Origin of the sequence: Streptomyces sp. NBC_00029, assembly GCF_045160505.1 — a bacterium.
Classification (GTDB): Bacteria; Actinomycetota; Actinomycetes; order Streptomycetales; family Streptomycetaceae; genus Streptomyces.
Map to the genome: position 1 here is coordinate 6,134,042 of NZ_CP108292.1, position 20,091 is coordinate 6,154,132.

At 71.5% G+C, this 20,091-nt stretch carries 17 protein-coding genes; 11 read left to right on the plus strand and 6 right to left on the minus strand.

Annotation, left to right across the window (positions count from 1 at the left end; genetic code table 11):
- The first annotated feature begins 104 nt into the window (after positions 1 to 104).
- Positions 105 to 1,628, plus strand: coding sequence for a hypothetical protein (locus tag OG753_RS28820; protein ID WP_327264535.1), 1,524 nt, complete (start codon positions 105 to 107; stop codon positions 1,626 to 1,628).
- Between the two features lie 64 nt (positions 1,629 to 1,692).
- Here the strand turns inward: OG753_RS28820 and OG753_RS28825 are convergent, their stop codons facing one another.
- The 3 genes from OG753_RS28825 to OG753_RS28835 are packed head-to-tail and all read right to left on the minus strand — an operon-like array spanning position 1,693 to position 5,878.
- Positions 1,693 to 2,922: a hypothetical protein gene (locus OG753_RS28825; RefSeq protein ID WP_327264536.1), complete on the minus strand. Its 1,230-nt coding sequence runs from the start codon at positions 2,920 to 2,922 to the stop codon at positions 1,693 to 1,695.
- Positions 2,919 to 4,676: a lipopolysaccharide biosynthesis protein gene (locus OG753_RS28830; RefSeq protein ID WP_327264537.1), complete on the minus strand. Its 1,758-nt coding sequence runs from the start codon at positions 4,674 to 4,676 to the stop codon at positions 2,919 to 2,921. Before OG753_RS28830 ends, OG753_RS28825 begins: the two co-directional genes overlap by 4 nt.
- Positions 4,673 to 5,878, minus strand: coding sequence for a glycosyltransferase family 4 protein (locus OG753_RS28835; protein ID WP_327266940.1), 1,206 nt, complete (start codon positions 5,876 to 5,878; stop codon positions 4,673 to 4,675). Before OG753_RS28835 ends, OG753_RS28830 begins: the two co-directional genes overlap by 4 nt.
- 156 nt (positions 5,879 to 6,034) lie before the next feature.
- Between OG753_RS28835 and OG753_RS28840 the strand changes: the two genes are divergently transcribed.
- Positions 6,035 to 6,538 (plus strand): adenylyltransferase/cytidyltransferase family protein, encoded by a 504-nt coding sequence (locus OG753_RS28840; RefSeq protein ID WP_401686705.1) that lies wholly within the window; start codon positions 6,035 to 6,037, stop codon positions 6,536 to 6,538.
- On the opposite strand, the gene OG753_RS28845 is transcribed toward OG753_RS28840, so the two are convergent.
- Entirely contained in the window at positions 6,519 to 7,241 is a 723-nt protein-coding gene (locus tag OG753_RS28845) for a CDP-alcohol phosphatidyltransferase family protein (protein WP_327264539.1), read from the minus strand. The two genes, OG753_RS28840 and OG753_RS28845, sit on opposite strands and share 20 nt — an antisense overlap.
- A gap of 124 nt (positions 7,242 to 7,365) precedes the next feature.
- The gene (gene glgX, locus OG753_RS28850) at positions 7,366 to 9,699 is read right to left on the minus strand and encodes a glycogen debranching protein GlgX (RefSeq protein WP_405790701.1); all 2,334 of its coding nucleotides are present in this window, start codon (positions 9,697 to 9,699) and stop codon (positions 7,366 to 7,368) included.
- A gap of 182 nt (positions 9,700 to 9,881) precedes the next feature.
- Between glgX and OG753_RS28855 the strand changes: the two genes are divergently transcribed.
- The 9 genes from OG753_RS28855 (at position 9,882) to OG753_RS28895 (ending at position 19,426) form a co-directional block, all read left to right on the plus strand.
- Positions 9,882 to 11,102: an Ig-like domain-containing protein gene (locus OG753_RS28855; RefSeq protein WP_383197579.1), complete on the plus strand. Its 1,221-nt coding sequence runs from the start codon at positions 9,882 to 9,884 to the stop codon at positions 11,100 to 11,102.
- Between the two features lie 159 nt (positions 11,103 to 11,261).
- Positions 11,262 to 12,176 (plus strand): collagen binding domain-containing protein, encoded by a 915-nt coding sequence (locus OG753_RS28860; RefSeq protein ID WP_405790703.1) that lies wholly within the window; start codon positions 11,262 to 11,264, stop codon positions 12,174 to 12,176.
- A gap of 97 nt (positions 12,177 to 12,273) precedes the next feature.
- Positions 12,274 to 12,981 (plus strand): L,D-transpeptidase family protein, encoded by a 708-nt coding sequence (locus tag OG753_RS28865; protein WP_405790705.1) that lies wholly within the window; start codon positions 12,274 to 12,276, stop codon positions 12,979 to 12,981.
- A gap of 125 nt (positions 12,982 to 13,106) precedes the next feature.
- On the plus strand, positions 13,107 to 14,348 hold the full coding sequence (locus tag OG753_RS28870; protein ID WP_383197541.1) for an Ig-like domain-containing protein: 1,242 nt from the start codon (positions 13,107 to 13,109) through the stop codon (positions 14,346 to 14,348).
- Between the two features lie 104 nt (positions 14,349 to 14,452).
- Entirely contained in the window at positions 14,453 to 15,220 is a 768-nt protein-coding gene (locus OG753_RS28875; protein ID WP_030009108.1) for an enoyl-CoA hydratase/isomerase family protein, read from the plus strand.
- A 256-nt stretch (positions 15,221 to 15,476) separates the two neighbouring features.
- On the plus strand, positions 15,477 to 15,989 hold the full coding sequence (locus tag OG753_RS28880) for an ATP-binding protein (RefSeq protein ID WP_327264542.1): 513 nt from the start codon (positions 15,477 to 15,479) through the stop codon (positions 15,987 to 15,989).
- A 363-nt stretch (positions 15,990 to 16,352) separates the two neighbouring features.
- Positions 16,353 to 17,177, plus strand: coding sequence for a polysaccharide deacetylase family protein (locus OG753_RS28885; protein ID WP_405790708.1), 825 nt, complete (start codon positions 16,353 to 16,355; stop codon positions 17,175 to 17,177).
- Entirely contained in the window at positions 17,174 to 18,361 is a 1,188-nt protein-coding gene (locus OG753_RS28890) for a YncE family protein (RefSeq protein WP_327264544.1), read from the plus strand. Before OG753_RS28885 ends, OG753_RS28890 begins: the two co-directional genes overlap by 4 nt.
- Positions 18,362 to 19,213: 852 nt before the next feature.
- Positions 19,214 to 19,426, plus strand: a complete 213-nt coding sequence (locus tag OG753_RS28895) for an EF-hand domain-containing protein (protein WP_405790710.1) — start codon at positions 19,214 to 19,216, stop codon at positions 19,424 to 19,426.
- A 75-nt stretch (positions 19,427 to 19,501) separates the two neighbouring features.
- Here OG753_RS28895 and OG753_RS28900 read toward each other — a convergent pair whose 3' ends face one another.
- Positions 19,502 to 20,050, minus strand: a complete 549-nt coding sequence (locus tag OG753_RS28900) for a PadR family transcriptional regulator (protein ID WP_327264545.1) — start codon at positions 20,048 to 20,050, stop codon at positions 19,502 to 19,504.
- Between the last annotated feature and the right edge of the window lie 41 nt (positions 20,051 to 20,091).

The following is a 20,091-nucleotide window of genomic DNA, read 5'->3' on the forward strand; positions in this document are numbered from 1 at the left end:
GCTCCCCGGACCCGGTCCGGGGGGACCTCCGGCCGCCGCCTCCCCGGGCGTGGCCCGCTCAGACTAGACTGCGCGCGGACCAGGCACATCGGGTGGGGGCGGCAGTGACGACGGACATACGCAAGCCCTCCGCTCCGCCCGCGAAGCGGCCGGTTCCGTCCCCCTTCGAGGACGAGAGCCTGTGGGGCCGGGCCACCCTCCCGCGCACCCTGCTCTCGCGCGCGCTGGCCGTTCCGCTCGCGCTCGGATTCACCGTCTTCCTGCCGTTGTTCGTCGCCCTCCAGTCGGGCGCCGGCGCCCACGACGCGGCCTTCTGGCTCCAGCTGCTGCTCACCATGTACGCGGGCGCCCGGCTCTCCGCCATGGTGCTCACCAGCCGACGCAAGCTCCTGCAGGGCTCCTTCTGGCTCTTCGTCTACATGGCCATGGGCGTCGCCCCGCTCGCGCAGGCCGTCCTCGGCCAGGTCCCGACGCCGGTCGTCGGCCCGCGCTCCGACCTGACCGCCGCCATCGGGCTGGTGCTGCTCGGCTGCACGGCCTTCGACGTCGGCGTGCTGCTGGCCCGTCACCGGCCGGCCGGGCGCGCCGGCGGCTCCCAGAAGGCTTCGAAGCCCGTCATGGCGCACCGGCGCCGGCTCCAGCTCCTGACGGCCCTGTCGTTCCTGTGCAGCGCCGTATTCATCATGAAGCTGGGCGGTCCGGCGGTCTTCTTCTCCAGCCGCCAGGAGATCATCGCCGGCATCGAGGAGGCGGGCGTCTCCAACGGCGACGGCCAGGCCGGACAGGCCCTGCTGCGCGGCTTCGGCACCGTACCGGCGCTGCTCGCGCTGCTCCTGTACACGCGCTGGCTGATCACCTCGAAGTTCGCCCGCCGCAAGGTGTCGATCATCGTCACGTGGGCGGCGCTCGCCGGCCTCAACCTGATCGTCAACAACCCGATCTCGAACCCGCGGTACTGGTTCCTGACGGTCATGTTCGCCCTGCTGTTCACCGTCTTCCCGGTGAGTGCGGCGATGTACCGGGTGGCGCTGTCCATGGCAGTGGTCGTCGCCCTCCTGATCTTCCCGTTCGCGGACCGCTTCCGCTACGACGAGAAGAACTACCGGCCGGTCGAGACCACGTCCTTCCTGGAGCCGATGGCCCTCAAGGACTACGACCAGATCGGCATGTTCGCGAACACCATCACCTACTCGGAGTCGGGCCCCGGGCACTTCTACGGGCGCCAGCTGGCCGGGTCGATCTTCTTCGCGGTGCCCCGCTCGGTCTGGGAGGGCAAGCCGCGGGACACGGGCGTGATGGTCGGCCAGTGGATGGGCACGGTCAACACCAACCTCTCCTCCCCGATCTGGGCGGAGCTGTGGCTCGACTTCGGGCCGCTGGGCATGGGCGCCGGACTGCTGGGCATGGGATACGCCTCGGCCCGCGTCGACCGGCGCTATGCGAAGCGCGCCACTCGCCGCAGTCCACCGGGCAGCCTGATCTCGGTGGTGGTTCCGCTGGTCGCGGGCTACTCCTTCATCCTGCTGCGCGGACCGCTCCTGCAGGCCTCGGGGCGCGTGGCGATCGCGGCCCTCTGCCTCGCGCTGGTCGCGACGTACCGCACGGACAAGTCCACCACCCTGCGCTGACGCGCCGCCGTTGCGGGGGCGCTGCCCCCGAACCCCCGCGTCCGGGCGGAGCCCGGGACAGCGGTCAGGCCGCGGAGGCCGGGAGGGGCTCGCGGTCCTGCGCAGCAGGGACTCGCAGGCGGGCGACCCGAAGCCAGGCGGCCAGAGCCTTGATCGCGGAGCCGGCCGCCAAGGCCCAGGCGGCGCCCGCCACCCCCCACACCGCGTACCCGCCGAGCAGCAGCCCCACGGACAGCAGCGAGAAGACCACCTGCAGGGACAGCGTGGCCTTCGGGGCCAGCACCCGCAGGGTCAGCAGCGCGCACGTGCCGAGCCCCATCGCCGCGTACTGCGCCCCGGTCGCCGGCAGCAGCGCGGACGCCGCCGCCCAGGTGTCGCCGAGGAGTTCTCGGCCCAGCCGGTCAGGCAGCAGGTACAGGGCGGTCGCCCAGCCCGCGCCGAGCGCCGCCAGGACCAGCCCCAGCGCGGCCGTGGCCCGGACCGTGGCCCGCTTGCCGCCGAGCCTGCCGAGTACCGGCGGCCCGAAGGCGTTCGCGGAGTTGAACAGCACGTTCAGCGGGCCGAAGAGCGTGGTCGCACCCCGCAGCGCGCCGACGGCCAGCGGCGTCGCGAAGACGCCGAGGCCGAGGACGGCGAGCTGGCTGGAGCCGTTGCCCACCGCGAACTCGACCACGAACCGCTGTCCGAGGTGACCCCGCCGCAGGTACGGCCGCAGGTCCGCGCGGGTGCCGCGTACGTACGGCCGCAGCAGCCACAGTCCGAGCCCGAGCGCCGGCAGCGCGGAGAGCCCCCAAGCGAGCACCAGCCGCCCCGCAGAGGCTCCTTCGGGCTGCACGGCCAGCGCCGCGACCACGCACACCAGCCGCAGCGCGTCGGCGGCCAGGGCCCGCTCGGGGGCGCGCAGGGCGGAGAAGCAGTACCGCAGGCCGTCCTGGAGGAGCACCAGCGGCAGTACGAGGCCCAGCGCGAGGAAGGCCGTCCCGGTGGCACCGGACAGCGCGAGGCCCACCACCAGCAGCAGTGCGCCCACGGCGGCCGAGGAGGCGGCGGTGAAGCCCACGGCCGAACGGCACCGGGCGCCGAGCAGTTCACCCTTCTCCAGCACCAGGCTCTGGCCGACGTAGGCCATGTTCAGTCCGAGGAGCACGCTGAAGGTCACGTACACCATCGAGAAGCCGGCGAACCCGGAGGCCGAGGACAGCCGGGCGGCCAGCACCAGCACCAGGATGTTGGTGGCGCTGGACGCTGCCTGGTCCAGGACCGATGCGACGGCGGCGAGGCCGCGTCGGCTCATCTGCGGCCCATGCGGACGGTGCGCAGCGCGACGGTGTCGGTGCCGTCACCGGGGATGTGCTGTTCGGGCTCGGCCACTTCGTACGGGATCGGCTGGGGCTGCGGCACGGGCTTGCCGGGGGTACCGGGACCCCCGGCGGGGCCGACGGGCGCCGGGCCGTCCTTGTCCTTGCCGCGGCCGCGCTTCTCACCGGGCAGCGGCGCGTGCAGCACGGCGCCGAGCACGGTGCCGCCGGCGCCGCTGATGAGCTCGCGGATCCGGGACAGGTCGGTGCGGTGCACGCCGCGCGGGTTGCAGACGACCAGGACGCCGTCGACGCGGTCGACCAGGGCGAGCGCGTCGGCGTACGAGAGCACGGGCGGCGCGAGCACGACGACGGTCGCGTTGGGGGAGTCGGCCTCGGAGATCAGCCGGGTGGCGCGGGGGGAGGTCAGCGCGCGCGGCACGTTGCGCGCCCGCTCGCCGGGGATCAGGTCGAAGGAGCCGGACTCCCCGGCGTCCACGACGAGCTGGCGCCCGTCGGGCCACTCGGAGTCGGAGTGCCGTCCGCCGCCGCCCTTCGCGCCCGGGGTCTGGCTCCAGCGCGGCCGGCCGCCGGCGTCCGTCGGCAACTGGCTGGCCAGCACGGGGGTGCGCAGGTCGGCCTCGATGAGCAGGACGTCCTTGCCGGTCTCCGCGAAGGAGGCGGCGAGGTTCACCGCCACGGCGGCGGCGGTCTCGCTGCTGCCGCGCGGGGCGACGACGAGCAGCCGGCGCCGGTCGGCGAAGCGGGCGTCGTAGGCGAGCCGGAAGGCCACCGAGCGGTACTCCTCGGCGAGGCGGGGATCGGCCTCACCGGCGGCGAGCAGCGGCCCGCCGCCCGTCCGGTCCCGCGGCAGGTAGCCGAGTACGGGTGCGCGCAGGGCCCGTGCCACGTCGCCCTCGGAGCGGGGCGCCGGGTCGAAGACGAGCCGGACCCAGGCGGCCAGCAGGCCGAGGGCGAGGCCCACGGCGGCGCCGAGCGCGAGGGACATCACGATGCCGGGGCCGTCGGCTCCGGGGGGCGCGGTCGCGGCGCTGGTGACCCGGCCCGGGGTCATGTCCAGGGCTTCCAGCTTGGTGATCTTGGTGTTGTAGCCGCCGACCTCGCTCTGCAGATCGGTCTTGGACGAGCTGGCCGCGTCCCGGCCGGCGCCGGCCGGCATCCGGGCGATCTCCTTGGAGAGCTCGTCGAGCTGCTTGGCGATCGGGTCGCGCTGCTCCTTGTAGCCCTTGACCATCTTGTCGCGGGTGGCGTCGAGGGATTCCTGCCGCTTGAGCAGGTACGCCTCGGTCATCGCGTTGGCGCGCTTGGCGGCCTCCTTGGGGGAGGACGCCGTGTACGTGAAGCGCAGCACCATGGTCTGCGGCGGGTTGGTGACCTGCAGACCGCTGCGCAGGGCGGCGAAGCCGGACGCGCCCACGCCGAGCCTCTTCGCCGCCTCGTTGGCTATGGAGGAGCTGAGCGCGACCTGGCGCTCCGAGCCGATGTTGATCGCCTTGTCCGGGGCGAGGCTGGGGTTGAACGGGTCGTCGGTGGGCGCGCGCAGCACGACGTCGGCGGTCGCGACATAGGTGTCGGCCGTGGAGATGCCGAGGTAGACGCCGCCCAGCAGGCCGACCCCGATGCCCGCGCCGATGAGGCGGCGGTAGCGCAGGAGCTGGCGGAACTGATCCCTGAGGAGATCGGGTTCGTCGTCGGCCGGTGCCGCTGCAGGGCGGTTCGTCTCGATCACGGCCGGGGTCCCCCAAGTGCTTCGTCCATCAGTGCGTCGATGCGGGCCAGGCCCGCTTCGCGGCTCAGGTGTGCCGCCACGTGGCGGGGCCCGGCCGCTCCCAGTGCGTCCGCGCCCTCGGGGTCCTCGGCCAGGGCCCGAACGGCCTTCAGCAGGGCCTCCGGGTCCTCCGGCGGTACGAGTACCCCCGCGCCCGAGCGTTCCACTTCCTGGGCGGTCCCGCCCTCCGCCGCCACGGAGGCGACGACCGGCCGGCCGGTCTGGAAGTAGGACGTGAGCTTCGACGGGACGCTCATGTCCAGCACGGCGGCGTGCTGCGTGACCGCGAGTACGTCCGCCGCCGCGAGGATATCCGGGAACTCGCCGTCAGCGGCAGGGGGGATGATGTCCAGATTCGGCACATCCGCCGCGAGTTCGGACAGAGCCGACCGCTGGCTGCCGTCGCCCATCAGGACGAAGCGGACGCTCGGATCCAGCCGGGCGGCGCCCACGAGGACTTCGAGGCCCTGCTTGAGGCCCATGTTCCCGGAGTGCAGGACGACGGTCTCGCCGGGGCTCCAGCCCAGGTGGTGGCGGGTCTCGCCGCGCGGTTTGGTGGGCACCGGCACGTGGGACCAGTTGGGCACGAGGCGGATCCGGCCCGGGTCCACGCCCATGCCGACGACCCGGTCCACGAAGGTCTCGTGGATGACGCCGACGAGGGTGGCCCGCTTCAGGGCGTACGCCTCGGCGCGGCCGGCGATCGCGGCGGCCTTGTCGCCGCCGCTGATTCCGCTCTGTGCGGCGGCGGCGCCCATCAGGTCCTGGACGACCGGGACATAGGGGACCTTCCACCGCGCCGCGAGCCGGGCGGCGAGCACCCCGCCAGCCAGGCTGGGCATCTGGGCGAGGACCGCGTCCGGCTTGGGCATCCGGGGCGGGGCCACGGCGCCGTGCAGGAGAATCGATCCTTCAAAAAGCGCCCGCTTCACGGCGGTCTGGCGCGGCGGCACGGTGTGCGCACGCCGGTGCACGGTGACCCCCGCGCGCTGCTCCGTGCGCCGCAACGCGCCCTTGTACTCCGGCTCGAGCGACCACGCGGGGTAGTGCGGCATGCCCGCCAGCACGTGGGTCTCGTGACCGAGATCCGCCCAGTGCTCCGCGATCTGGGTGGCGTACGGGCCGATTCCCGCGTGCTCCGGAGCGTAATTGGTGGAAACCAGCAGCAAGCGCCGGTGACCGGATCTGGACACTGAGCGTCCCCTTCTCCCCTGGATGATGCGCACGTCACCCTATTCGTTCACCCGCGTGGTGCGGAACGTGCACGCTATTGTCTGCTAATCCGCTACACCGGGGGGTGTGGCTGCTGGGGGTAAAAGATGACGGAGCACGACATGTCCGACCTTGGCGCGCCTTCGCGCCGACCGTATCGAGTCGGCTACGCGCCCGGCGCCTACGATCTGTTCCACATCGGGCACCTCAACATCCTTCGGCACGCACGGAGCCAGTGCGACTATCTCGTCGCCGGAGTGGTCTCCGACGAGATGGCCGAGCTCGCCAAGGGGCGCCGCCCGATGATCCCGCTCGTCGAGCGGCTGGAGATCGTCCGCAGCGTGAAGTACGTCGACGCGGCTTTCGTCGAGACGGTCCCCGACAAGGTCGAGACCTGGAAGCAGGTCCGCTTCGACGTCATCTTCAAGGGCGACGACTGGCGCGGCACCCCCAAGGGGGACCGGCTGGAGAAGGACTTCGCCGCCCACGGGGTCGACGTCGTCTACTTCCCCTACACCGTGCACACCTCCAGCACCCAGCTGCGCCGGGCGCTGGACGCGCTCGCCGAACCGGCCCAGGTTCCCGGTCAGGTCACCGGCGAACGGCGCTGAGCTCCCGGAACCACTTCGCGAGGAACGCCAGCAGGAACAGCGCGGCGACCGCGCCGAGTCCCGCGTACGCCCAGGTGAAGGCCTTCCCGCCGCCGAGCAGCAGGAACACCAGGCAGAACACCCCGTAGTCCACCGGCAGCAGGGCCACCGCGCGTGCGGTCGACGGCGCGGCGGCGGGGCTGCCGGGGGCGGGCTTCGGCTTGAGCTTCTCGGTCAGCAGCCCGCCGAAGAAGGTCACCACCGCGGCGAACTGGAAGCCCAGCGGCACCAGTAGCCAGCCGTCCCCGCCCGTCCCGTACGCCTCGGGGAAGCGGTAGAAGGCGATCAGCACGCACGAGTGCAGGGCGGTGAGCTTGGCGGCGTCCACGACGTGGTCGAGCCATTCACCCGCCGCGCTGCCGCCCCCGCGCAACCGGGCCAGCTGCCCGTCGGCGGAGTCGAAGGCGAAGCCGACGGCCAGGGCCGCCCACACCGCGATCCCCAGCCCCCACGAGGGGGCGGCCAGCGCGACCGCCGCCACGGCGGCGAAGCTGAAGGCGGCACTGATCAGCGTCACCTGGTTCGGGGTGAGCCCCAGCGCGTACGAACCGGCGGCCAGATACCGCCCGGCGGGCCGGTTGACGAACCGCGAGTAGAGCGACACCCCCTTCGCCGACTTCTGCGCTCCGCGCAGTTCCTGCAGCGCGGTCGTGACTCTGCCCATGCAGGGACCCCCTCCGAGATGATGTCGAACACATCATCGCAGGACGGACGGGCGAGCTGGTTCCGGATGTGCGGGTACGTCCGGAACCAGCGGCGCCGGCCGGGCCGCCGCAGGCCACTTGGGCTCAGCCCACCACCTTCAGCAGCAGCACCGACCGCGCCGGGACCACGAGGGGTTGTCCGCCCCGGTGACGGGTGCGGGGAGGGTCGGACTGCTCCTCCACGGAGGTGTCCAGGACGACCTCGTACACCTCCGCCCACGGCGCCCCCGGCAGGACCCACTCCAGCGGCCGGTCCCCGGTGTGCAGCAGCGCGAGGAAGCTGTCGTCCGTCACCTGCCGGCCCCGCTCGTCCCGGCCCGGGATGTCGCGGCCCGACAGGTACATCCCCAGAGCGGCGGACGGCGCGTACCAGTCCCGCTCCGTCATCTCCGCGCCCGCCGGGGTGAACCAGGCCAGGTCCCGCAGCCCGTCCGCGCCCTGCGAGCGCCCGGAGAAGAACGCCCGCCGCCGCAGCACCGGATGGGCGTGGCGCAGCGCGATCAGCCGGGAGGCCAGGGCGAGGAGCGACCGCCAGGCCGGATCCTCCAGGAGCGACCAGTCCACCCAGCCCGTCTCGTTGTCCTGGCAGTACGCGTTGTTGTTGCCGTCCTGCGTCCGCCCGAACTCGTCCCCGGCCACCAGCATCGGCACGCCCGTCGACAGCAGCAGAGTGGTGAGCAGGTTGCGCAGCTGGCGGCGCCGGAGCACGCCGATCCGCGGATCGTCGCTCTCGCCCTCCGCCCCGCAGTTCCACGACCGGTTGTCATTGGTCCCGTCCCGGTTAGCCTCCCCGTTCCCCTCGTTGTGCTTGCGCTCGTAGGTGACCAGGTCGCGCAGGGTGAAACCGTCGTGCGCGGTCACGAAGTTCACCGAGGCGTACGGCCGCCGCCCGCCCCACGCGTACAGGTCGCTGGAGCCCGACAGCCGGTACCCGAGATCCCGTACGTCGGGCAGCGCGCCCCGCCAGAAGTCCCGTACGGCGTCCCGGTAGCGGTCGTTCCACTCCGTCCACAGCGGCGGGAACGCCCCCACCTGGTAGCCGCCCGAGCCCACGTCCCACGGCTCGGCGATGAGTTTGACCCGCCGCAGCACCGGGTCCTGGGCGATCACCGCGAGGAACGGCGACAGCATGTCCACGTCGTGCATCGACCGGGCCAGCGCCGCCGCCAGGTCGAAGCGGAAGCCGTCCACACCCATCTCCGTGACCCAGTAGCGCAGCGAGTCCGTGATCATCCGCAGGACGTGCGGGCGCCCCGCGTGCAGGGTGTTCCCGCAGCCCGTGTAGTCGGAGTACCGCCGCTGGTCGGACTGGAGCCGGTAGTAGCCCCGGTTGTCGATCCCGCGCAGCGACAGCGTGGGACCCAGCTCGCCCGCCTCGGCCGTGTGGTTGTAGACCACGTCGAGGATGACTTCGATCCCGGCCGCGTGCAGGGCCCGGACCATCCGCTTGAACTCCCCGACCTGCTGCCCCGCCGTACCGCTCGAGGAGTAGCCCGCGTGCGGGGCGAAGTAGCCGACCGAGTTGTAGCCCCAGTAGTTGCGCAGGCCCCGGCGCAGCAGGTGGTCCTCGTGCGCGAACTGGTGCACCGGAAGCAGCTCGACCGCGGTCACGCCCAGGCTCGTCAGGTGCTCGATCGCCGCCGGGTGGGCGAGGCCCGCGTAGGTGCCGCGCAGTTCCTCGGGAATACCCGGATGGCGCATGGTGAAGCCGCGCACGTGCAGCTCGTAGATCACCGAATCGGCCCACGGGGTCTTCGGCCGGACGTCGTCCGCCCAGTCGTCGTCATCGTGGACGACCACGCCCTTCGGGACGAAGGGAGCGGAGTCCCGGTCGTCGCGCACGGTGTCCGCGATGTACTGCTGCGGCCAGTCCCGGACGTGCGCGTACACCTCCGGGGGCAGCGTGAAGTCCCCGTCCACGGCCCGCGCGTACGGGTCCAGGAGCAGCTTCGCCGGGTTGTACCGGGCGCCCGTCCAGGGGTCCCATCGGCCGTGCACCCTGAATCCGTACCGTTGCCCCGGGCGTACGCCCGGCACGAAACCGTGCCAGATCTCGTGGGTGTGCTCCGTCAGGGCGCAGCGGGTCTCGGCGCCGGCCTCGTCGAACAGACAGACCTCCACCGCCTCCGCGCCCTGCGCCCACAGGGCGAAATTGGTGCCCGCGGTCCCGTCCGGACCGTGATGGAACCGGGCCCCCAGCGGATGCGAGGACCCCGGCCACACCGGTGCCCCCGGGCGCGATTGCACCCGTACCACCTGGCCCCTGACCTGGCCGTTCGTTCGTTCCTCGGGCCGCTCCTTCGGCCTCTCCTGCGGTCGGCCGTCGATCTGCGGTACGGGCGCGGCATGGCCGCTCCGCACCGCTTCGACGGCATTGCTGACGGCTTCCACCGCCTCCTGCTCGGCTGCGCTCGACACTGCCCGCCTCCACGGCTCCTGGGTACCGGCGGGGGTAGGGGAGAGTGCGGCCCCGGCGTCCCGGCCTGGGCCCGCCCCCGTCTGGTCCTTCACACTGTTCTGCCCGGACAGTTCTGCCCGGAACGTGGCCCGCGCTCACGTTTCCCCGGCAGCGCCCGGTCGTTGGAGGGATCGTGACACTTCTGACGAGGCGGGCAGGGGCGGGCTTGGCCGCCGTGGCGGCATGGGCGGGCCTGCTGGGCGGCCTGGCCGGATGCACCCAGGACGGCAGGGCCCCGGTCGAGATCCAGCTGCCCGGCAAACCCCGCTCGCCGGACGAGGCCATCCGGATCACCCCCGACGACAACGCGAAGGGGGTGCCCGCCGACGGGCGGCTGTCGGTCACCGTGCCCGAGGGCCGCCTGGAGCGGGTCGTCGTCACCAAGGTGGAGGACGCGCAGCAGGAACAGGTCCCCGGCGCCATCGCCGCCGACGGGCTCAGCTGGAGCCCCGAGCCCGCGTCCGCCCGGCTCGCGCTCGCGGCCAAGTACACCGTGGACGCCGTCGCCCTGGACGGGCACGACCGCCGCCAGGCCCGCCACACCACCTTCACCACCTACGTTCCCGAGGAGCGGTTCATCGGCTACTTCAAGCCCGAGAACCGTTCGACCGTCGGCACCGGCATGATCGTCTCCTTCAGGTTCAGCCGGGCCATCGAGCGCCGCGCCGAAGTGGAGCGGGCCATTTCCGTCACCTCGGACCCGGGCGTCCAGGTCGTCGGCCACTGGTTCGGCCGGGAGCGGCTCGACTTCCGGCCCAAGGAGTACTGGAAGTCCGGCACTAAGGTCACCGTGAAGATGGACCTGCGCGACATCGAGGGCGCCCCGGGCTCGTACGGCATCCAGGACAAGACCGTCACCTTCACCGTGGGCCGCTCCCAGATCTCCACCGTGGACGCGGCCGCGCACACCATGGAGGTCCGCCGGGACGGGCAGCTGGTGTCGACCGTCCCGATCAGCGCCGGGGCGCCCAAGACCACCACCTACAACGGCAAGATGGTGGTGATGGAGATGTTCGACGTCACCCGGATGAACGGCCAGACGGTCGGCTTCGGCGGCGAGTACGACATCCCCGACGTCCCGCACGCCATGCGGCTCACCTCCTCCGGGACCTTCCTGCACGGGAACTACTGGTCCAGCCCCGACAGCTTCGGCACCACCAACCTGAGCCACGGATGCGTGGGCCTGCGCGACGACAAGGGCGGCGGCTCCGACACCCCGGCCGGCTGGTTCTTCGACCGGACCCTGGTCGGGGACGTGGTGGAGGTCGTGAACTCGCAGGACAAGACGGTCGCCCCCGACAACGGCCTGGGCGGCTGGAACATGTCCTGGGCGGACTGGGTCGCCGGCTCCTCCATCGCCTGAGCGCGGGCCGCCCCGGCACCCCGCCCCCGTCCGCCGGGGCCGGACGGGTGATTCGTGTGATCGGAATGCCGTAGCGCCCGTGTGTCCCTGCGTACGTGTGCACGAGGGTCCCCCCAGCCTGTCAGGGCGAAGCAGCCCCGGGGCGACGGACGGAGTGGCATGGCAGCCGGCACAGCAAGGGTGTGGCCGCTCGGCCTCGCCGCCGCGGTGGTACTCGCCGCAGCGGCACCGGCCCGTTCGGCCGACCGGGACGGGCCCGCCCCCGCGGCGCAGCCCGTCACGTCGGCCGTGGCCCCGGCGGGCAGCGCCCGCGTGGTCCTGCTGAACAGGGATCAGGACACCGGCGCGCCCCTGCCCGGCGCGAGGTTCGAGCTCTGGCGGGAGACCAACGACCGGCCGGGCCTCCAGAGCGCGGGTCCGGCGGCCGACGAGAAGCACGAGGGGGCATGCGTCACCGACGCCAGGGGCAGCTGCACGGTGGAGCTCGCGGTCAACGAGACCTACTACTGGCTGGAGGCGGGCGTCCCCGCCGGGTACGAGCGGCCCGCGGAACCCGTCACCGGCTTCGACCTGCAAGCGGGCACCCCCGAGGAGGGCCTCGTCCTCAACGTCGCGAACCGGCTGGAGGACGCGCCGTACGGCGGCCTGATCCGGGTCCGCACGAAGGACGCGAAGACCGAGTGGCCGCTGCACGGCGCGGTGGTCGAGCTCTGGAAGGAGACCAACCGCACCATGGGCCTCCAGACCGCCGGCATCGGCGCCGACCACAGGGCCAGGACCGGCTGCGCCACCGACGCCGACGGCATCTGCGACTTCGACCGGCTCGCCGACGGCTGGTACTACGTGGCCGAGAAGGACGTACCCGAGGGCTACGTCATGCCGAAGACCCCGGTGACCGCCCCGCAGTGGCTGGACGGCGAGACACCCGACCAGCGGCTCGTGGTCACCCTCCACAACAAGCGCGACGACCACGGCCGGGTCCCCGCCGCGGACGACGAGCAGGACGGGAGCGAGGAGGAGGCGGCGGCCGGCCGCCGGGCCGTGGCGCCGTCCCCCGGTACCCCGGTGAAGTGACCTCCTCACTCCGTCGGTGCATCAGCGCGAGCCGTACCCCCGCTCCACGGGATTAGCTGGGCTGCGAGCGTCCGACCCACAGCCCGAGGAGGCCCGGATGGCTGCACGCAAGGGGAGAGGCCCGCTGGCGGGTGCGGTGGCGCTCGGCGCCCTGCTCGCACTGGCGGGCCCGCACCCGGCCCGGGCCGCGGCGGCCCCGGCGGAACCGGAGAGCGCGTGCGTGGCCGGTACCGGCCCCTACCAGTGGGAGCTGGAGCAGCACCTGGGCCGGCCCGTCGACGGGGTGCAGTCGTCCGCGGACTGCTACGCGGTCCGCGCCTTCCAGCGGGCCAACGGAGTCACCCCGGCGGACGGCTATCCGGGCGTGGCCACCTTCCGCACGATGCTCGTCGTCGCCGCACGCCCGGACCCCAATGCCGCGGGCGACTGCCCCGTCCGCTCCCACCGCGTGACCTGCGTGGACATGGACCGCCAGTTGCTGTGGGTGCAGAGCGGCAGCCGCGTCGTCCTCGGGCCCGTCCCCATCCGTACCGGCCGCGACTTCCAGGAGACCCGGCCCGGCTGGCACGAGGTGTACTGGCGCAGCAAGGACCACGTCTCCTCCCTGTACGGCTCGCCCATGCCGCACGCCCAGTTCTTCGACGGGGGCCAGGCCCTCCACGGTTCACCCGGCTACCTGTACGGACACGGCGGTTCCGCCGGCTGTGTCAACCTCGCGGAACCGGACGCGGAACGCCTGTGGAACCTGCTCACCGAGGGCGACGCGGTCTACGTCTGGGGCACCAAGCCCGGCACCGAGGACTGAGGGCCGATTCCGGTCCCGGCTGCACCCCGGCAGTTGGGACGGAACGGTGACAAGACCGTGGCTCATCGTGATCCCTCCCTGTGATTACCTGTCAACAAGCGCGCGACAGTCCGCGCGCGGGGGACATGGGGAGAACACGAGTGAACCTGCAGCCGATACGCGGCCGCGCCCGCACCGGCCTGCCGGCCCTTCTGCTGGGGGCGGCCCTGCTGTTCACCACCGCCTGCAGTGGCGGTGGTGGGGGTAACGGCAGCGGCAGCGGCGGCGACAACGGCGGGGGTGGCGGCAAGACCGGTACCGAGGCTTCCAAGGCGGTCGTCGCCGTCAAGCCCGACGACGGGGCCAAGGAGGTCGCCACCAGCGGCGTCCTGAAGATAACGAGCACGGGCGGCAAGCTCACCACGGTGACGGTCGCCGACACCAAGGGCAACGCGGTCGAGGGCAAGCTCGCCGACGACGGCGCGAGCTGGGAGCCGGCCCGCCACCTGGCCTCCGCCACCGAGTACAAGGTGCACGCGGTCGCCAAGGACGAGGCCGGCCGGGAGTCCGCCAAGGACACCAGCTTCACCACCCTGACCCCGACCAACACCTTCGTGGGCCACTACACGCCCGAGGACGGCACGACCGTCGGCGTGGGCATGCCGGTCTCGATCAGGTTCACCCGGGGCATCACCAACCCCGAGGCCGTCGAGAAGGCCATCACGGTGACGGCCGAGCCGGCCGTCCCGGTCGAGGGCCACTGGTTCGGCAACGACCGCATCGACTTCCGCCCCGAGAACTACTGGGCCGCGAACACCAAGGTCACCGTGAAGCTGGCCCTCGACGGAGTCGAAGGCCGCCCCGGGGTCTACGGCAAGCAGACCCGTACGGTCACCTTCACCGTCGGCCGCTCGCAGGTCTCCACCGTCGACGCGAGCAGCAAGCAGATGGAGGTCGTCCGTGACGGCCAGGTGCTCAAGAACGTCCCGATCACCGCGGGCGCCCCGTCGACGACCACCTACAACGGGCAGATGGTCATCAGCGAGAAGTACAAGGTGACCCGGATGAACGGCGCGACCGTCGGCTTCGGCGGCGAGTACGACATCCCCGACGTCCCGCACGCGATGCGCCTGTCGGACTCCGGCACCTTCGTCCACGGCAACTACTGGGCCTCGGCCGGTACGTTCGGTTCGTCCAACGTCAGCCACGGCTGCGTCGGCCTGCGCGACTCCCGCGGCGGCGGCGACGGCAACCAGCCCGCGGCCTGGTTCTTCAACGAGTCGCTGATCGGTGACGTGGTCATCGTGAAGAACTCGAAGGACAAGCAGATCGCCCCGGACAACGGCCTCAACGGCTGGAACATGCCGTGGGCGGAGTGGATCAAGTAGTCGCTTCACGGGCGTCCCGTACGCCCCGTAGGTAGTCCCGGTGGCCCGGTGCTGTGACCCACAGCACCGGGCCACTTCACGTTAACCGGCGCTAACCTGGCCGTATGACCCTCTCTCTCGAAGTCTCCGAAGGCGTCGGCACCATCCGCCTGGACCGGCCGCCCATGAACGCCCTGGACATCGCCACCCAGGACCGGCTGCGCGAGCTCGCGGTGGAGGCGACCGACCGGGCCGACGTCCGCGCGGTCATCATCTACGGCGGCGAGAAGGTGTTCGCGGCGGGCGCGGACATCAAGGAGATGCAGACGATGGACCACGCGGCGATGGTCGCCCGGTCCCGCGCGCTCCAGGACGCCTTCACCGCCGTCGCCCGCATCCCCAAGCCCGTCGTCGCGGCCATCACCGGCTACGCGCTGGGCGGCGGTTGCGAACTCGCGCTGTGCGCCGACTACCGGATCGCCGCCGACAACGCGAAGCTCGGCCAGCCCGAGATCCTGCTGGGCCTGATCCCGGGCGCCGGCGGCACCCAGCGGCTGTCCCGGCTGATCGGACCGTCCAAGGCCAAGGACCTGATCTTCACCGGCCGCATGGTCAAGGCCGACGAGGCGCTGACCCTCGGCCTGGTCGACCGGGTGGTGCCCGCCGCCGAGGTGTACGAGCAGGCGCACGCCTGGGCCGCCAAGCTCGCGCAGGGTCCGGCGATCGCGCTGCGCGCCGCCAAGGAGTGCGTGGACGCGGGCCTGGAGGCCGACATCGACACCGGACTCACCATCGAACGCAACTGGTTCGCGGGCCTGTTCGCCACCGAGGACCGCGAGCGCGGCATGCGCAGTTTCGTCGAAGAGGGCCCGGGCAAGGCGAAGTTCGTCTGAGCCGGGTGACCCGGCCGAGGACCCCGGTCCTCCCTCCGGGTGGATTAGCCAGGCCTTAAGGCAACCTTAAGGAGAATCGGTGATCCACTCGCTGTGATCAATTACGTGCGGCGCGTCACCGCAGGTCAAGGTGGGCACCGGGGCCCTCCGATTGCCTCCTGCATATGACAGAACACCCCCTTGGATTCGTTGAATCCGGGGGGTGTTTTCCTGTGGAACGGCCCGGGCGGGCGGGTCGGCCGTCCATGATGGGTGCATGGCGGGCCTGGAGGGTGTGGAACAGCCGCGGCAGCGCGGCAGCGCTTCGGCGGTACGGCTCACGGCGGCCGTTGAGGACGAACAGGGCCTCAAAGCGCTGGAGTTGTACGGTAATCCGGCCGAAGGTGAAGTGACGTTGCCGTCCATGCCGGAGTCCGCGAGCACCGCGCGCCGGCTCACCCAGTGCGTGGTGATCCGCCTCTGGGGCCTCTCGCCGCAGATCGCCGAGCACGCCGTCCTGCTGGTCTCCGAACTCGTCGGCAACGCGGTCCGGCACACCGGGGCCCGCTCCTTCGGCTTACGCATGCTGCGCCGCCGCGGCTGGATCCGGGTGGAGGTGCGCGACCCCTCGCGCGGACTGCCCTGCCTGATGCCGGTCCATGAGATGGACACCACCGGCCGGGGCCTCTTCCTCGTCGACAAGCTGTCCGACCGCTGGGGTGCGGACCTGCTGCCGCGCGGGAAGATCACCTGGTTCGAGATGCGGGTGGCCGACCGCCAGAACGCCTGAAGCCCCCGTGCGCCGTGTGGGGCGGTATGGGGGCTCCATGGGTGCGCCGAGGATCTAAGGGGGTGTGATCCTCGGCGTGGCGACTTCGCTCGGGTCAATGGGAAGTCGTGCTTCCGACTATGGCAGACGAGGGCTCAAACGCCAAAAGTCCCTACTTGGACATAAGTGGGCAAATCGTAAGACTTTCTTGCTAAATCTTAGGTGAGGTGGGCCACTGACCTCGCAATCCATGAATAAGTATCGACTGCTCTGTGTAAATCGTTGATCACATAGCGACCTCATCACCCGGTTGGCCTCTTTTCGCGACCGTCCTGAATTGGGTCAATCATTACCATCCGGGTCATCCACCCCTTAAATGGGCAAGTGCTCTCACAACCAGGCCGCCGCGCGGCCCTGCGCGTCGCCCTGCGCGCGGCCGGTGCCGGGGCGGCCGCCGCCGCGGCCGGCCTCACCGCCGCCTGCGGACCGGGCCGGCCCCGCACCGCGCCCGCCGCCGAGCCGCCCTCCGGCACTCCGACCGGTCCTGCCCGCCCGGCCCGCCCGGCGCAGGCCGCCCCGGCCGCCGCCCCCCGCCGGTTCGCCGGGCAGCCCGCCGAGATCGGCCACGGTCCGCGCGACCGCCCCCGGGTCGCCCTCACCTTCCACGGCAACGGGGACCCCGCCATCGCCCGGGAGGTGCTGACCGCGGCCGAGAAGGGCGGCGCGAAGGTCACCGTCCTCGCGATCGGATCCTGGCTCGACGCCCATCCGGAACTGGCCCGCCGCATCCTCGACGGCGGTCACGAGCTCGGCAATCACACCCAGCGCCACCTCGCGATCAACGACATGCCCGAGGTGGAGGCCTACGCCGAGATCACCGGCTGCGCACAGCGGCTCAAGCGGCTCACCGGCTCCATCGGCACCTGGTTCCGGCCCTCCCAGACCCAGTACGCGACCCCGCTCGTCCAGAAGCTGGCCCAGCGGGCGGGCTACCCGCACGTCCTCTCGTACGACGTGGACTCCCTCGACTTCACCTCGCCCGGCGCCGCGGCCGTCATCCGCACCGTCACCGGGACGATCCGGCCCGGATCGGTGGTGAGCCTGCACTTCGGCTACGCGGACACGGTCGACGCGATGCCTCCCCTCCTCGAAGAACTCGCGCGCCGCAACCTGCGCGCGGTGACCACCACGGAGCTGCTGACCCCATGACGACCACCCGCCTTCCCCGGACCGCCGGCGTGCTGCTGGCAGGGCTGGTCCTCGCCGCCCTGGCCGGCTGTGGATCGGCCGACAAGGGACCCGCCGAGGCGCTCGGCACCAAGGGCCCGGCCGGGCCCGTCAAGGCCGTGCCGGCCGCCCCGCCCGGTCTGCCCGGCATGCCGCCGCTCCTCGATCCGAACGACGTCTACGCGGCGGACCGGCCGAACAAGCTCTCCCCCGTGGTCAAGGACTTCCCCTCCCGCATCTACGTGCCGAACACCAACTCCAACACGGTGTCCGTCATCGACCCGGAGACCTACCGGGTCATCGACACCATCCCGGTCGGGGTCCAGCCCCAGCACGTGGTGCCCTCCTGGGACCTGAAGACCCTGTGGGTCAACAACAACCGGGGCCACACCCTCACCCCGATCAACCCGGCCACCGGTGAGGCCGGAAAGCCCGTCGAGGTGCACGACCCGTACAACCTGTACTTCACGCCGAACGGCAAGTACGCGATCGTCATGGCCTCGATGGACAAGGAGCTGGTCTTCCGCGACCCGCACACGATGGACCGCGTGAAGACGGTCCCCGTGACCTGCTACGGCGTCAACCACGCGGACTTCTCCGCCGACGGCCGCTACTTCATCGTGAGCTGTGAGTTCTCCGGGGAACTCCTCAAGGTCGACACCGAGCGCATGGAGGTCGTCGGCCAGCAGAAGCTCCCGTTCGAGGGCGCGATGCCGCAGGACGTCAAGGTCTCCCCGGACGGGAAGACGTTCTATGTCGCGGACATGATGGCGCACGGCATGTGGGTGCTGAGCGGGGACAAGTTCGAGATCCCCAAGCTGCTGCCCACGGGCAAGGGCTGCCACGGCCTCTACGTCAGCCGTGACTCCAAGGAGATGTACGTCTCCAACCGCGGCGAGGGCACCATCTCGGTCTTCAACTTCCCCGAGAACAAGCTCACCAAGAAGTGGACGCTGCCGGACGGCGGCAGCCCCGACATGGGCGGTGTCTCCGCCGACGGCAAGGTGCTGTGGCTGTCGGGCCGCTACAACTCCGAGGTCTACGCGGTCGACACCCGGACCGGGAAGCAGATCGCCCGGATCCCGGTCGGCGGCGGACCGCACGGACTTGCCGTGTACCCGCAGCCCGGCCGCTACTCGCTCGGCCACACCGGCATCTTCCGCTAGGCGGTCTCCCGCTGACCCCGTCGGGTGCATGACGCGGCAGTGCCCCGGGAGCTCGCACAGCTCCCGGGGCACTGCCGTCGGTCCGTCGGTCCGCGGGCCGTCACTGTGCGACCGCAGGACGCTCCGGCAGCCGCTCGACCCCGGCCCTGCCCGCCGAGGAGCCCCGTACGCTCCTCGGCGGGCAGGGCCGGGCGGTCTTTCGGTCGGTGAACCGGTCGACCGTGGTCGATTCACCGTCGGGAAGCGCGGAACCGGCAAAATGCCGGGCCATTTCCGTGCGGCCCTTTCGGGGTTTGACGCCGGTTCCCGGAGAATTTTGGATGCGCCGGTGCGGGAATGGGTGAGATGGATTTCGGCCGGAATTCCTCAAGGCGCCCGCGCGCGGATTTCCGCCCGGAGCGGCCCCGGTTCCGGTGCGCCCCTGAGGGCCCGTCACCGGCCGGCCCCGATCTTTTCACGTGGAGGTTCGCGCAGACGAAGCCCGGCGGGGCGGGGCCTGCGACGCGCCGAGCCCGCCACCGCTGTTTTCCCGGATGCGGTGGCAGGTGCGGGTGAAGGGCGGAACTCCGAATGATGCGTCCGTTGTGATCGTCATCTGAATGATCGCCCTTGTTGCCACTTGTCCCTGGGAGCCCTGTGCTCCTGGTGTGGCGGCAACGTCATTACGTTATGCCGTGATCCCGGAGTGTGACAAGTGGAATCTCGGTCCGTTTCGGTCGGAATTATTGATTCCGTATTACGTCGCGGTAATTGAAATCGTTTCTGCCGTCCGAACGGGACCCGAGGCGGGGCCGGAACGGGGCGGCCGCTACCCTGAGCCGGTCAGCAAGGCATCAAGAAGGAGTGGACCCAGTGGCGGACATCGAGAGCGCACGGACGACGTTCGGCAAGTTCGACGTGAACGGTGACGGCTTCGTCACGGCCAACGAGTTCAAGGCGGCCATGGCGGCCATGGGCGACCCGTTCGTCACCGGCCCCGTCGCGGACGCCGTGATCGCCGCCAAGGACGCGAACGGCGACGGCCTGCTGAGCTTCGACGAGTTCTGGGCCTCCCTGAACAAGTAGTCCCTCCGCCGCTGCCCCCACCCCGGTTCGCCGGGCCGGGGGCAGCGGCGTGCGACCCGCGTCCGGGATCCCGCGTCAGGCCTGCGGACCGGACATGTCCTCGACCTCGCCGAGGGCCTCCTCCAGCCAGTGCAGCCAGAACGTCTCCAGGGCGATCCCGCCGTGCAGCACGAGCCGGCGCAGCCGGTCCTCCACCGCGTCCCGCCCCGGCGGGAAGTCCTTCTCCTCGATCGCCTCGTACTGCGCCAGCTGGCGCCGGTGCAGCTCCAGATGGCGCCGCAGCTCGGGACCGAGCCCCTGCGGCCCGACCACACCCGCCGCGCGGATCCGCAGCAGCAACGGGTCGCGCATCGGTTTGGGGTCCTGGCTCTCCGCGACCCAACGGGCCAGCTCCGCGCCGCCGGCCGGCAGCACCTCGTACTCCTTCTTCTGCCCCCGCACGGGCACCGCGCTCGGCAGCTCCCGGATCAGCCCGGATTCCTCGAGCCGCCCCAGCTCGCGGTAGATCTGCTGGTGCGTCGCCGACCAGAAGTACCCGATCGACTTGTCGAACCGCCGGGTCAGCTCCAGCCCGGACGAGGGCTTCTCGAGCAGGGCGGTGAGGATGGCGTGCGGCAGGGACATGGCGCCATCCTAGGTTTGCCGCGGCGCGGGCAGCGAAGCCG

Coding starts and splice junctions, on each gene's coding strand:
- OG753_RS28875 (WP_030009108.1), top strand. CDS start 14,453: ATGACCCTCTCTCTCGAAGTCTCCGAAGGCGTCGGCACCATCCGCCTG.
- OG753_RS28890 (WP_327264544.1), top strand. CDS start 17,174: ATGACGACCACCCGCCTTCCCCGGACCGCCGGCGTGCTGCTGGCAGGG.
- OG753_RS28870 (WP_383197541.1), top strand. CDS start 13,107: ATGGGGAGAACACGAGTGAACCTGCAGCCGATACGCGGCCGCGCCCGC.
- OG753_RS28840 (WP_401686705.1), top strand. CDS start 6,035: ATGACGGAGCACGACATGTCCGACCTTGGCGCGCCTTCGCGCCGACCG.
- OG753_RS28865 (WP_405790705.1), top strand. CDS start 12,274: ATGGCTGCACGCAAGGGGAGAGGCCCGCTGGCGGGTGCGGTGGCGCTC.
- OG753_RS28860 (WP_405790703.1), top strand. CDS start 11,262: ATGGCAGCCGGCACAGCAAGGGTGTGGCCGCTCGGCCTCGCCGCCGCG.
- OG753_RS28825 (WP_327264536.1), bottom strand. CDS start 2,922: ATGAGCCGACGCGGCCTCGCCGCCGTCGCATCGGTCCTGGACCAGGCA.
- OG753_RS28900 (WP_327264545.1), bottom strand. CDS start 20,050: ATGTCCCTGCCGCACGCCATCCTCACCGCCCTGCTCGAGAAGCCCTCG.
- OG753_RS28880 (WP_327264542.1), top strand. CDS start 15,477: ATGGCGGGCCTGGAGGGTGTGGAACAGCCGCGGCAGCGCGGCAGCGCT.
- OG753_RS28845 (WP_327264539.1), bottom strand. CDS start 7,241: ATGGGCAGAGTCACGACCGCGCTGCAGGAACTGCGCGGAGCGCAGAAG.